Below are 12,893 nucleotides of genomic sequence, written 5' to 3' on the forward strand. Positions count from 1 at the left end.
TAATCTTCTTGACTGGTACCTGGAACCATGCAGTCAATGTTATCGGTTAAGCTAGTTGCCACTTAGGAGGCTATTACAGTTCAATGATCCAATGTAACCAGAGGCCCCACCCTGACGACCGGAGGTGACCAAGCTCAGCACAATCGCATTAAACCAGTCTCAAGGTAAAAAAAGAAGGTTCCAACCAATTTGGTCGGAACCTTCAAGTTTAATCGAAATTACTTAGATGAAGATGAACCGGAAGTCTTAGAACTTGATGATGCCAAGTAGTCAGACAGGATGTTCTTCAAGTCGTTATCCTTGATAGAAACGTTACCCTTCTTCAGGACCTTAGCAACCACGTTGTGCAGAACAGTACTGTCATTCATATCGCTATCAATGATTTGTGACTTAAGTTCTGCCTTGTGTTGGTTGACGGTACCCTTACCAGGGTTCTTCAGCATCAAGATAACGTGGTAACCATATTGCGTCTTAACAGGCGTCGTGGTGTATTCGTTAGTTTGAAGCTTGAAAGCAGCCTTCTTGAAGGTTGCATCCAGTGAAGTGTCGGTACTATCAAAGGCACTTAACTTACCACCCTTGTTCTTGGTAGCAGTATCAGTGGAGTCCTTCTTAGCTAACTTCGTGAATTCGCTAGTCAAGTCGCTCTTCTTAGTACCCTTTAAGTCTTTGATGATTGATTCAGCAGTAGACTTCTTGGAAACCAAGATGTGAGCAACCGTGACTTCTGGTTCGTAGCTCTTGAATTGCTTCTTGAGTTGGGCATCAGAAATTGTGACGTTGTCCTTAACAGCTTCCTTCAAAAGTAGGTTTGAACGAATTTCCGTCTTTAAACCGGATTGCGTCATACCGCTTTGAGAAAGAACACTGCTAAATGATGATCCGTATTGTGCCTTGTACTTGTTGAATTGCTTGGTAACTTCGGACTTCTTAACCTTGTCACCGTATTGCTTTTCCAAGACTTTGTTCAGAATCATCTGTTGCAGAACTTGCTTACCAGAAGACGTACCCTTTAAACTACTGTAGTACTGGCTTTCAGTAATCTTACCACCATTAGTAGTGGCAACGGTTTTGTTCCCACAACCGGCAAGCGTTACGGTCAGTAACAGACCGGCGAAGGCGATAAACCATTTCTTCATATTGCTCAACACATCCATTCATCAAAATTGGTGTAAACACCATACTCAGTTATCATAACACAAATTAACGTCAACCGAAAAAGGTCAACAAAGTTTTACAAAAAGTTCAGAATTACTCGGCGTCCCATTTGGCCAAAGTCTCCTCAATGGCGGCGACTCGGGGGGCAACTTTAAACCCAAATTTATCAACGGAAACTTGAATTTCATCCAGAGCGGGTTGTGCGTCGGTAATGGCTTGGGAGAGCTTAGTGACGTTGCGTGTCAACTGGTCCTTGGCAGCACGTAGGTCATCCACCTTTTTAACAGTGTGTTTGGCCTGAGCACGAACGCCCTGACTCCAAGTCAGAGGATCTTGCTTCGTTAAAGTTAAGTAGGCGACTAAACCAACACCTGTAGCCAGGGTAGCGCCGGTTAAAAAACGACCAATACCCATAGGTTAGTCCTCCAAACTTAGTTTAATCTTATCTTGAATGGCAGCGTAGTCAGCCGGACTATAGTTGTCGGAATTATCCTTGAAAATCATCTTGAAATCATCGTGGTCCGTGTAGCGCGGAACCAGGTGAATGTGGGAGTGGAAAACGGATTGGTAAGCCACCTTGCCATTGTTGTTCAGGATATTCATGCCAGTGATGGCCGGGTCAGAAGCTTGGACGGCACGGGCAATCTTAGGAATTCGGGAAAAGACGGCGGCAGCGAGGTCGGCGTCGTAAGCGAAGATATCCTTCACGTGCGTCTTGGGAATCACCAGGGTATGGCCGGGAGTCCCTTGTGAGATGTCCAGAAAGGCTTTAACGATGTTGTCCTCGTAGACGGTGTAGCTGGGGATGTCCCCCTTTAAGATCTTGCAGAAAATACAATCGTCATCGTAGTGCGGTTCTAGCGTCATTTTATCCATGAAAACTCCTTCTTTCGCAGTGATTTCATCCATTATACACCACCAACCCGGGGGAGTTCACCCAGAATCGTTCGTTCACTGGGTCAGCTATGGTATAATAGCCTGGTTAAATTAAAGGAAATGAAGGGATGTTGAATGGCTCTAGAAGTCAGCCATGTTGTGGGGGGCTACTCACAGATTCCCGTCTTAAAAGATATTAGTTTTGATGTCCGTGACGGAGAGTTAGTCGGCCTCATTGGCTTGAACGGGGCGGGGAAATCGACCACCATTAACCACGTGATCGGTCTTTTGACGCCTCATAAAGGAAAGATTACGTTGAACGGGATCACCATTGAACAGGATAGTCAGGCGTACAAGCAACAGATTGCCTATATTCCAGAAACGCCCGTGTTATACCAAGAGTTAACGTTGCGTGAACATTTAGAGATGACCATGATGGCCTATGACTTAGACCAAAAGACGGCTTGGGAGACGGCTCATAAGCTGTTGAAAACCTTCCGGCTGGATAACAAGTTGGACTGGTTTCCAGCCAACTTTTCAAAAGGAATGAAGCAGAAGGTCATGATTGTCTGTGCTTTTCTGACCAATGCCAAGCTCTACATTATTGATGAACCCTTTTTGGGGTTAGATCCGCTGGCCGTAAATGACCTGCTAAACCTGATTGAACAACGTAAACAGACCGGGGCTAGCATCTTGATGTCGACCCACGTGTTGGACACAGCCCAACGGTATTGTGATCGTTTTGTTCTACTTCATGACGGTCAGGTCAAGACCGAAGGCACCCTCAGTGAACTCCAAGCCGCTCTTCCGGAAGCGGGGGAATCATTGAATGATATTTATCTTTCCATGACGAAGGTCGATCGCACATGACGGGGTTATTTCAGACCCGGCTCCAACGTCATCTCCGGGAAATGGCGAAGTACTTGCGGCTGGTGTTCAATGATTTCTTTGTCTTTGCCTTGCTCTTCTTTCTGGGGGGCTTGGGCCTCGGCTATTCCAACGTTTTAAAACAACTTAAATATGGTCAGTGGTGGGCACCGGTAATTGCCCTGATTGTCCTCGTTATCGTCAGCCAAATCGGCCGACTGGCGACGTTGATCGAAGATGCGGACCGGGTTTTCCTGCTGCCAAAGGAACGAGCGATGCATGCGTACTTTGTTTCCGCACGGCGGTATAGCCAGGGCTTAGCGCAATCAACTCAGGTAATCACGCTGTTTATTTTGTCGCCGTTTTTGAGTGTGTCAATGCATTGGACCATCGCTCAAATTCTGGTCTTGGCAGTTGCCCAGATTGTTTTGAAGGATGCTTTTCTGCGGCTTGACTTAGCTAGTGCTTACCAAGTGACTGCGCAACGTCGAATGAATCAGTGGTGGATCAAATGGTTGCTAGCCATTGTTATTTTGGCGAGTGGTCTGTGGCTGACAGTCTACGCGGCAGTTATTCTGGCGGTGATTTTAGACGTTGCCGTCGCTGTGTGGTTTCATCAGCATTGGGAAACGCAGCAGATTCGTTGGCGGGAACAGATTAAGCTGGAAGATAACCGGATGCTGGGTATCTATCGGTTTTTTAACCTCTTTACGGAGGTGCCGATGGTGTCCGGGACCATCAAACGGCGGCGGTATCTCGATTGGTTGTTTGCGCGCATCAAACCGCAACACCAGCAAACGTATTTGTACCTATTTAGTCGAGGAATGGTTCGGGGTACTGAATTCAGCGGGTTAGTGGTTCGGTTGACCGTTATCGGCATGTTGTTGCTGTACTTTGTGCGGGGACAGTGGCTGCCAATCATCTTGGCTGCTCTCTTTATCTACCTGATTGGATTTCAGCTTTTACCGTTCTTCCACCAGTACGACGACATTGTTTTTAGTCACGTCTATCCGGTGGCGTCAGACCTGCGGCTCAAGAGCTTTGTTACATTGGTTACATTGATTCTCAGTGTGGCAGCGTTGTGTCTGTGGGTCATCGTCGCAATTGCCAATCCGTCAGTGGAGACGGCTGGCTTAGCGTTGTTGGTCGAGGTCGTTGAAGTTTGGTATTTGGCCCGAATCTATACGCCGCAACGCTTAGCGCGGGCGGGTAAAAATAGGGGTTGACGTGTCCCCGATTTCCCCATAGAATTAGTAGTAGCTGACAAATCGAGGAGGGGTGGCACGAATGGCACTGGATATTAGTGACGGTTGGAGTTTATATCCGCTGGGTGGTAACACAGGGACAGCGTATATGGGGACCAAGGCCTCACAAAAGGTGTTTTTGAAACAAAACGCGTCACCATTTCTTGCGGCACTTTCCATGGAGGGAATCACGCCCCGGCTCGTCTGGACCAAACGGCTTGCGACGGGAGATGTGATGACGGCTCAGGAGTGGCTGAACGGCCGAACGTTACGACGTAGTGAAATGCGTGAACAACGGGTTGCTCGCCTCTTGCACCGCGTGCATCATTCTCATTTACTCCATGATATGTTATTAAAAGTCGGCGGACGATCAACGACGCCCGCCCAGTTGCTGACTCGCTTACAACCCGCACTTGCTACGGATTTGCGACGGCATCCGCTGATTCAGTCGGCGTTTGCTAGCCTATGGAACGAGCAACCCCAACTGCCCAAGACGCAATATGAAGTCAGTCATGGTGATTTAAACCATAAAAATTGGCTGTTGTCGGATCGACAACGGTTGTACTTGGTTGACTGGGACGCAGCAACGTTTGCGGATCCGGCCCATGACCTTGGTTCCTTGTTGTGTGAATACGTTTCCCTTGAGGAATGGCAACGTTGGCTTCAGGATTACGGCGAGACCTTGACGGCGGACTTAACGGCCCGTGTCAACTGGTATGCCCGGGTTCATTGCCTGACGGTGATTGCCGAGAGTTATCATCAACAACGGTTCCAAATTATGAATCAACACTTAATTTTACTTGAAAAACTGACGCGTGAGTCAGTGACTGATTAGACTTCGGCGGGAGCGGGGAGAACCTCGCGCCCGCTGTTGTGATTAAAAGGAGAAAAAACTATGCGTGTACGTAATAAACCGTGGGCTAAAGACTATATGGCCGAACATACTGATCAGATGGTGGTTGAACCTGAACCCCTGATGGGTAAGTGGCAGAGCCGTTTCCCTAAGGAACAACCCTTGTACGTGGAAATTGGAACGGGGAAGGGCCAATTCATTGTGGAAATGGCTAAGGCTCATCCCGAACATAATTTTATTGGGATTGAGATTCAGATGTCGGTGATCGCGGCAGCCTTAAAGAAGGTCGTGGCCAGTGAACTCGCCAACATTCAACTGGTGCATACCGACGGCGAAGCCATCAACACGTTCTTTGCTCAGGGTGAAGTGACGGGACTGTACTTGAACTTCTCTGATCCGTGGCCTAAGACTCGGCATATTAAGCGTCGACTGACGTCACCAGTCTTTTTAGCGCACTACGCTGATGTTTTGCCGGCGGGGGGCAGCGTGCAATTCAAGACTGATAACCGGGGATTATTTGAATACTCCCTGGGCAGCTTGAACAACTTTGGCATGGTTTTTGACGGGGTTTGGTTGGACCTACACGCTGCCACCGATGGGGTGGAAGATATTCAGACGGAGTATGAGCAAAAGTTTTCTTCTAAAGGGCCTATCTATCAGGTAATCGCCCACTTTCCTGAAGATAAATAGGCGTCTGGTTGCCTCCGGCCGTTAGATTGGTGATTTTTTCAGCAAGTATCAATTGTTAAGCAAAAGTAGAATAGAAATGAAACGATTGGAGTTGAGACAGATGTCTTAGCCCCTTTTTTTGTGTTCGAGCTAAGGATTGAAAGTCTTTAGATGCAACAATGTTATTGGCATAAAAATTAGGCAATCAATTTACATTTCTTTTGACTTTAACTTTTTTCGTTCAATCACCACCATCCTGCGTAGTTAGACAGTAGGAGGTGGCGGGGATGTTGATTGCGGAGTTGGAGAACCAGTTGGTGGATGCTAAGAACGTGGAGCGGGGAAGACCATTTGTCTGCCCAGGATGTCGCTTGCCGGTACGGTTGCGACGGGGGTCACGGGTTCAGCCATACTTTGCGCACTTACCTGGTGCCCTATGTCCACTCCAGACGGAGGCCGAAAGTCAGCAGCACGTTCAAGGAAAACGCCAATTGATGACGTTCTTTGCGGCGTGGGGGCAGCCGGAGTTGGAACGGATTCTGCCGAAGATTCAGCAACGAGCTGACGTTTGGCTAGCGCGGAAGCAACCAATTGCCTTAGAGTTTCAGTGTAGCCCAATCAGTCGGACTGAGGTGGCCAGTCGGACGGCGGGGTACCGGCAATTGGGGGTGTATCCAATGTGGCTTCTAGGAAAAAGATACGCCAAGCAGCGATTGACTTGGCGGACGCTCGATCGTTTTGCAAGCTGGCTGCCCGGTTGGGGACTCTGCCTATTATTTTGGGATGTGGCTACGTGTTCGCTACGGGTGGACCACCATCTCTGTCAGGCTGCCACGGGACAGTTTAGTTGGGGGACCAGTTATCTGCGGAGCGTTACCGACCTTCAAAGTCGCTCCGGGGTTTATTTGGCGACGCCGAGGCCCGATTTTCTGGCATTTCGCCGTCAGCTCACGGTAGATTTGCAGCGTGAATCGGCTGGTCTGCGTGACGTTCAGGAGGCAGTCTATTTGACCGGCCACCATCTGGCCGGATTTCCTGAGGAACTGGTGACGACGGCGGTGACGCCGCCTGGTTTTGGCAAGGGCCTCTTGCTATGGCGAGTGGTCATGACGGCTTGGTTATTTCAAACGAAACAGTTTGACGAGCAAGAGGTTCGCCGGTTGAGTCGCGCGGCCCTCATCCTGATTGGTGGACAATTACAGGCGGTGCGATTCAACGTGGCGCCAGCTTTGCGACGGGCTGAAGCGACCCTCTTACGGGATTGGGTACGACTGGGTAAGCTCGAGCGACGTTCCCAGGGGTGGCAGGTCGTTGGCCAGCCACAATGGACGGCAGACTTAGCTGCATATTTGGGGCGGTCGGCCCACGGGTCAAGGCGGGGGTTAAAGTGGTAAACTAGCTGTATGTAAATGATAAAGGAGGACGAAGTGATGAAACAAATTCCACAGCGCACGGAGGTTCCAACAGAACTAACGTGGGACTTGACGACGATTTACCCGGATGATGCGGCCTTCAAAGCCGATATTCAGACCATCAAGCAGCAGTCAGAACGGGTCGCCGCTTTAAAGGGGCAATTGGCCCAAAGTGGGGCTGACCTGTACCGGGTGACGACAGCAGTTCTGGACCTGAACCGGCAATTGGAACGGCTGTACGTCTACGCGTCCTTAAAGAACGACCAGGATACCAGTAACGCCACTTACCAGGACCTCTCTGGCCAAGCTAGCAACCTGCTGGCAACGGTCGCAGCGGCCACTTCTTGGTTTGAGCCAGAAGTCCTAGCACTTTCCCAAACGGCCTTGCAAAAGTTGATTGATGCTGAGCCTCGGCTAACTACCTATCAACACCTATTTGATGTGTTGGGGAAGCAGCGGGAACACACCCTTTCGGCGGCTGAAGAAAAACTGTTGGCGGGAGCCAGTGATATCTTTGATGCCTCATCCAAGACCTACAGTGTGCTGAGTGATGCCGACCTGGTCTTTCCGATTGTTCAGGATGAACAGGGCAATGACGTTCGACTCTCTGAGGGACTGTATGGTGTTTTACTCCAATCAACGACACCTAGGGTCCGTGAGCAGGCTTTTAAGGCGCTGTACAGCGTTTACCAACAATTCCGGCACACCTTTGCCTCGACACTGGCTAGCGAGGTTAAAACGCATAATTTTACTGCTCAGGTTCGGCACTACGGGAGTGCTCGTGAGGCGGCTATGAGTGGAAATGACATTCCAGCGGTGGTTTACGATACCTTGGTCAAAACAGTCAATGACCACCTGGACTCTCTGCACAAGTATGTGAATCTGCGGAAGGAAATTCTGGGATTACCCGAGCTGCACATGTACGACCTCTATACACCAATTACCGGAGAACCTAGTCTGAGCTATACGTACGAAGAAGCTCAGCAGGAAGCTCTTAAAGCATTGGCTGTTTTGGGTCCCGATTACGTGGCCAACGTGCAAAAGATGTTTGATAATCGGGCCATTGACGTGGTAGAGAACCGGGGGAAACGTACCGGGGCTTACTCCGGGGGGATGTATGATACGAAACCGTACATCCTACTGAACTGGCAGGATAGTTTGGAGAGTTTGTTCACGCTGGTTCATGAGATGGGGCACAGCATACACAGCCACTATACGCGGACGAATCAACCGTATCAGTACGGGGACTACTCGATTTTTGTAGCGGAAATCGCGTCGACGACTAACGAGAACCTCTTAACGGATTACTTGTTGAAGACGCAAACTGATCCACAGGTCCGAGCTTACGTCTTGAACCATTATCTGGATGGTTTTAAGGGAACGGTCTACCGGCAGACCCAATTTGCTGAGTTTGAGGACTACATTCACCAACAAGCTGCGGCGGGGCAATCTCTAACCGCTGACTTTATGAGTGAGTTTTATGGGAAGTTGAACCAGCACTACTATGGAGATGGCGTGGTTTCAGATCCACAAATTGCCGACGAGTGGACGCGGATTCCTCATTTCTACTACAATTACTACGTTTACCAGTATGCAACGGGCTTTGCAGCCGCAACGACGCTGGCACAACGAATTTTGAGTGGGAATGTCGCTAAGCGGGATGCCTATCTGAACTACCTAAAGGCGGGGAGTTCAGCCTTACCACTGGATGTCATGCGTCAGGCTGGCGTTGATATGGCTCAGCCGGATTACTTGCAGACGGCCTTTGCGACGTTTGATTCCCGGTTGGCTGAATTTAGTGAATTAGCACGTGAATTAAAGCAATAACTCGCGACAATTAAAAAGACGTTCCTCAGTACCGACCGAAATGGGTCGTTGTTGAGGAACGTCTTTAACTTTGTTATTAGTAGGATTGCCAGTCGCGCTGCCACAGGAGACCCATGGTCTTTTCACCAGTATGCACACTGATTGCAGGGCCGAGCTGGCTCTGAACCACACGTACTGCCGGGAAAGTCTCGGTAAGTTCAGTGGTCCATTCAGCAGCCAGTTCGGCATTGTTGGCGTTGATTACCGTCACTAGGAGAGGATAGTCGACAGCGGCTAGCGTGGCGTTGAGCTTGTTGGTCATGTAATGAAATGCCTTTTTCATGGTCCGCTCCTTGCCAATTGCAATGATTTGACCTTCGGCGTTGAAGGTCAGAAGGGGCTTGATGTTTAACAAGTTACCAATCATGGCGGAGCGGTTGGTAAGTCGTCCGGTTCGGGCCAGGTGACTCAGATTGTCCACCGCAAAGAACACTTGCATCGTGTCACGCATACCCAATAGTTCCGGGACGATAGTCTCAGCAGTATCGCCGTTGGCTACCATTTGGCCAGCCAGTAAGCAGAGGTTGGCTTCGCCAGCACTGGCGACCAGTGAGTCGACTGGGTAAATTTTTGCCTTAGTGTAGGTCTTACAAAACATTCGCAAATTGTTCATGAAGGACGTGATGCCACTGGAGAGATGAATTGAGATAATTTCATCGTAGCCTTCGCCAGCAAGACGGTCGTAGGCCTCCTCAATTTGTCCCAGGGAAACTTGCGCCGTCGTAGGTAGTGCCTGTTCAGATTTTAAGTAATCGTAGAAGGTGTGAAGACTGAGTTTGGATTCGGGATATTGCTGATCACCTAAGATCACTGTGATGGGCAGAACTGTGATATGAAATTGTTCGATCTGCTCCGGTGTTAGATAAGAAGCGGTATCGGTAACGATGGCTGTCGACATAAGTTTTCCCCTTTTGTTCTCAAAAAAATTGATGGGCGAATTTTATAATCAAGTTAGCCACTTGAAATTTAGGACAAAATAAATACACCAAGACGTAAATCTCAGGTATCATTGGAGTTCTCACACAAACAATGAAAGAGGTCTTCGTCTTGATGCAAGAACAGCTTACCATGAATCGTCCCAAGGGTCACCATCTAACTTTGAAAGAGCGTGGAAACATTGAGGTCTACTTTAACCACGACAAGCTTTCTCGGCGGAAGATTGCTGAGTTACTTGGCGTTAGCCCGCAAACCATAAACAACGAAATCAAGCGAGGCTTGGTAACCAATAAGAAAATCGTTAACGGTAACGTAGTCTTCTATGAGGTCTACGTGGCGGAACTAGCCGACCAGCGGTACCACGAGAACCGCAAGGCCTGCCACAGGCCTTGTAAGTTCTTCCAGGCGGCTGACTTTATAGCCTTCTTTGTAGAACACTTTAAGACTGATGGCTGGGCTCCAGATGCTGCTGTAGGCCGCGCCAAGGTGTTAAACCTTTTTCGGCCTGACGAGATGGTCTGTACCCAAACGTTGTACAAGTACATCGACGAACAACTTTTAGAGGTCTGTAACTTAGATCTTACCGAGAAAATGCGGCGGCGACTACCCAAGCACGTTAATCACAAAAATAAGCGTGTAATGGGACGGAGTATTGAAGAACGTCCGGCTGAAGTTGACTCTCGCAAGACGTTTGGTCATTTCGAGATTGATACTATCGTTGGTAAACGTGATGGCCATGAGAGTGTGATTATGACCCTGATTGAGCGTCAAACTCGCTTCCAATTTATCCGTCTGATTGACGGGCGTGACGCCGATTCGGTTGAGTACGCCCTGCGAGAAATCCTCGCAGAGTATGGACCAGTTATCAAGTCGATCACCGCTGATAACGGACCTGAGTTTGCCTTGCTGAGCGAGGCATTGCGTTCAGTGGCACCAGTCTTTCATACGCACCCGTTCACCTCTAGTGAACGGGGAACCAATGAGGTCCATAACCGGATGGTCCGCTATGACTTTCCCAAAGGCATGTCCTTAGACGCCGTAAGTCCTCGGGCTGTTGCTAGAACAGCGGACAAGTTGAATAACACACCTCGTCGTCTGCTAGGCTTCCAGACTCCCGCCGAACTCTTCGCCGCCGCCTGCGGCTAGGCTCCTCGCGCCACCAACTTCAACCCCTGAGAATCCCTTGGTATCAGTATTTGGTCCTAGTGACTAACTTGTTCTTGCAATTTGCGAAAAAAATTGATGGCTCAATCATACCATATTGCGTACCAGATTGATATTGGCTTGGCCCGTGACTGATGGCGGGGGTTGGTGAGTTTAGGGGAGAACAAAAAAGCCGGCACTTGGAAGTACCGACCGTAAAACGATTCAACAGATTTTATAAAACGTGTAGGTGCGGATGGTTTAGTCCCAGCATTGGTGAAGCTGCTTGCTCTGTGCTAGGGTAATTGGGTTCAGCCATTAACATTTCTTTCGTTGCAACCCCTTGGCTTTCACAGACATCACACAGTGACTCGTAGGTGACATCATCTAATAGGAGGCCACATTCAGACACATCACAGTTAAAAATGACAGCGGATGAGGATTGTTCAATCTTCATTTCAGCGGCTAATTTTTGGTCTGTTTGGAAGGCCTGTTTCGCCAAGTCGGATTGACAATCTTCTTTGAACATATCGAGATCCAACCGGCAATCTTTCGCCAAAGATAATGCAAGTTCTTGCGAAAATTGTTCGTGGTCATCAACCACGGCCTTTTGCATATTTAAGAGGAATCTCCGTCCCTTGCGCTTGCCCTGAAAGAGAGCGGCTTTATAAGCTAAGATAGCTTCATAGTAAACATTGAAGCGTGCGTTTCTTTCAGCTAACGTTGGCCGACCTGAAAGGGATTGCCCAACGATTTGTTGATTGAGCAATGGCACAAATTGGAACGATACCTTGCTATTAAGATGATCAGCCAACCGCATGATATTACGTTCGGAACGCATGCACCGCGCCCCCAACGGGTTGACGAACAAATAGACTTCTAACACATTGCTTCCTCCTATACCTATCCTTGCTGGCAATCAACCAGGGTCGCCGAACAAAAAGTAACAATACCACTACATTAGCAAAATTTCAAAAAATAGCAACTGGAACGTTTGTTTGAGGTGAAGACCGTTCGTTTAAAACGCAACCTAATCATGCAACATTTTCCGACCCACGTAAAGCTAAACGCCTCATGATTGTTATTCTTGGGGTAAGGTGGGGTATGTCGTGAAACTTTTAACAAGGAAATGGGTTAATTACTCTCAGTCACGGGTGAAGTATGGTAAAATCGAAAGATAAGACGTGTATTACAGGTTGGGGGATAGTCACATGGTACAAAATTGGGATCAATTCTTATTACCGTATCAGCAAGCCGTTAGTGAGCTGAAAGTTAAGCTTCGCGGTATCCGCAAACAATTTGAGAATGGCAACGAACGGCCACCAATTGAGTTCGTGACTGGCCGAGTGAAACCGGTCGCCAGCATCAAAGAAAAGATGTCCCGCAGACACGTTGCCGAGGAACGGTTGGAACAGGATATGCAAGACATTGCGGGCTTGCGAATCATGTGCCAGTTCGTTGAAGATATTTATCAGGTCGTTGATTTGTTACGGCGGCGAACGGACATGACCATCCTTGAAGAACGCGATTATATTCACAATGAGAAGCCCAGTGGGTACCGTTCGTACCACATTGTGGTCGAATATCCGGTCCAACTGGTGAGTGGCGAGAAAAAAATCTTGGCCGAAATTCAGGTACGAACCCTGGCAATGAATTTCTGGGCGACTATTGAACATTCACTTAATTATAAGTATCAAGGGGCCTTTCCAACGGAACTGAGCGATCGTCTACAACGGGCGGCCGAAGCAGCATTTAAGTTGGATACTGAGATGTCCGAGATTCGTGAAGAAATTCAAGAGGCACAACAGTACACCCCGAAAAAAGACGGTGACGTATCACCAATTTCTCATCAGAGCAAGGAAGAATGAC

Annotated in this window: 13 protein-coding genes; 8 read left to right on the plus strand and 5 right to left on the minus strand. The window is 48.7% G+C overall.

Annotated features, from left to right (window positions below; translation table 11 throughout):
* Positions 1-218: 218 nt before the first annotated feature.
* The 3 genes from AB3Y94_RS00925 to AB3Y94_RS00935 all read right to left on the minus strand — a co-directional run bounded on the left by AB3Y94_RS00925 (position 219) and on the right by AB3Y94_RS00935 (position 2,025).
* The gene (locus AB3Y94_RS00925) at positions 219-1,139 is read right to left on the minus strand and encodes a peptidylprolyl isomerase PrsA (RefSeq protein WP_367294733.1); all 921 of its coding nucleotides are present in this window, start codon (positions 1,137-1,139) and stop codon (positions 219-221) included.
* 112 nt (positions 1,140-1,251) lie between these two features.
* Positions 1,252-1,572 (minus strand): hypothetical protein, encoded by a 321-nt coding sequence (locus tag AB3Y94_RS00930; RefSeq protein ID WP_367294734.1) that lies wholly within the window; start codon positions 1,570-1,572, stop codon positions 1,252-1,254.
* Between the two features lie 3 nt (positions 1,573-1,575).
* Positions 1,576-2,025 carry an HIT family protein gene (locus tag AB3Y94_RS00935; protein WP_367296459.1) on the minus strand — a complete coding sequence of 150 codons (450 nt, stop codon included), beginning with the start codon at positions 2,023-2,025 and terminating at the stop codon, positions 1,576-1,578.
* Positions 2,026-2,169: 144 nt separating this feature from the next.
* Between AB3Y94_RS00935 and AB3Y94_RS00940 the strand changes: the two genes are divergently transcribed.
* The 6 genes from AB3Y94_RS00940 (at position 2,170) to pepF (ending at position 8,906) form a co-directional block, all read left to right on the plus strand.
* A complete protein-coding gene (locus AB3Y94_RS00940; RefSeq protein WP_367294735.1) occupies positions 2,170-2,904 on the plus strand; it encodes an ABC transporter ATP-binding protein in 735 nt (244 codons plus the stop codon).
* Positions 2,901-4,127: an ABC transporter permease gene (locus tag AB3Y94_RS00945; protein ID WP_367294736.1), complete on the plus strand. Its 1,227-nt coding sequence runs from the start codon at positions 2,901-2,903 to the stop codon at positions 4,125-4,127. The genes AB3Y94_RS00940 and AB3Y94_RS00945 overlap by 4 nt, the downstream gene beginning before the upstream one ends.
* Positions 4,128-4,188: 61 nt before the next feature.
* Positions 4,189-4,980 carry a phosphotransferase gene (locus AB3Y94_RS00950; protein ID WP_367294737.1) on the plus strand — a complete coding sequence of 264 codons (792 nt, stop codon included), beginning with the start codon at positions 4,189-4,191 and terminating at the stop codon, positions 4,978-4,980.
* Positions 4,981-5,040: 60 nt separating this feature from the next.
* Positions 5,041-5,688 (plus strand): tRNA (guanosine(46)-N7)-methyltransferase TrmB, encoded by a 648-nt coding sequence (gene trmB, locus AB3Y94_RS00955; protein WP_367294738.1) that lies wholly within the window; start codon positions 5,041-5,043, stop codon positions 5,686-5,688.
* Positions 5,689-5,954: 266 nt separating this feature from the next.
* Positions 5,955-7,061: a competence protein CoiA gene (locus AB3Y94_RS00960; RefSeq protein WP_367294739.1), complete on the plus strand. Its 1,107-nt coding sequence runs from the start codon at positions 5,955-5,957 to the stop codon at positions 7,059-7,061.
* Between the two features lie 36 nt (positions 7,062-7,097).
* Positions 7,098-8,906 carry an oligoendopeptidase F gene (gene pepF / locus AB3Y94_RS00965; RefSeq protein WP_367294740.1) on the plus strand — a complete coding sequence of 603 codons (1,809 nt, stop codon included), beginning with the start codon at positions 7,098-7,100 and terminating at the stop codon, positions 8,904-8,906.
* A 76-nt stretch (positions 8,907-8,982) separates the two neighbouring features.
* On the opposite strand, the gene AB3Y94_RS00970 is transcribed toward pepF, so the two are convergent.
* On the minus strand, positions 8,983-9,843 hold the full coding sequence (locus AB3Y94_RS00970; RefSeq protein WP_367294741.1) for a DegV family protein: 861 nt from the start codon (positions 9,841-9,843) through the stop codon (positions 8,983-8,985).
* A 131-nt stretch (positions 9,844-9,974) separates the two neighbouring features.
* Here AB3Y94_RS00970 and AB3Y94_RS00975 point away from each other — a divergent pair, with 131 nt between their 5' ends.
* Positions 9,975-11,027, plus strand: a complete 1,053-nt coding sequence (locus AB3Y94_RS00975) for an IS30 family transposase (RefSeq protein WP_367294742.1) — start codon at positions 9,975-9,977, stop codon at positions 11,025-11,027.
* Between the two features lie 232 nt (positions 11,028-11,259).
* Here the strand turns inward: AB3Y94_RS00975 and AB3Y94_RS00980 are convergent, their stop codons facing one another.
* Entirely contained in the window at positions 11,260-11,910 is a 651-nt protein-coding gene (locus AB3Y94_RS00980; RefSeq protein WP_125683873.1) for a DsbA family protein, read from the minus strand.
* 325 nt (positions 11,911-12,235) lie between these two features.
* On the opposite strand from AB3Y94_RS00980, the gene AB3Y94_RS00985 reads away from it, so the two are divergent.
* A complete protein-coding gene (locus tag AB3Y94_RS00985; RefSeq protein ID WP_125683871.1) occupies positions 12,236-12,892 on the plus strand; it encodes a GTP pyrophosphokinase family protein in 657 nt (218 codons plus the stop codon).
* Position 12,893: the final 1 nt, after the last annotated feature.

Source organism: Levilactobacillus yonginensis (genome assembly GCF_964065165.1).
GTDB lineage: Bacteria > Bacillota > Bacilli > Lactobacillales > Lactobacillaceae > Levilactobacillus > Levilactobacillus yonginensis_A.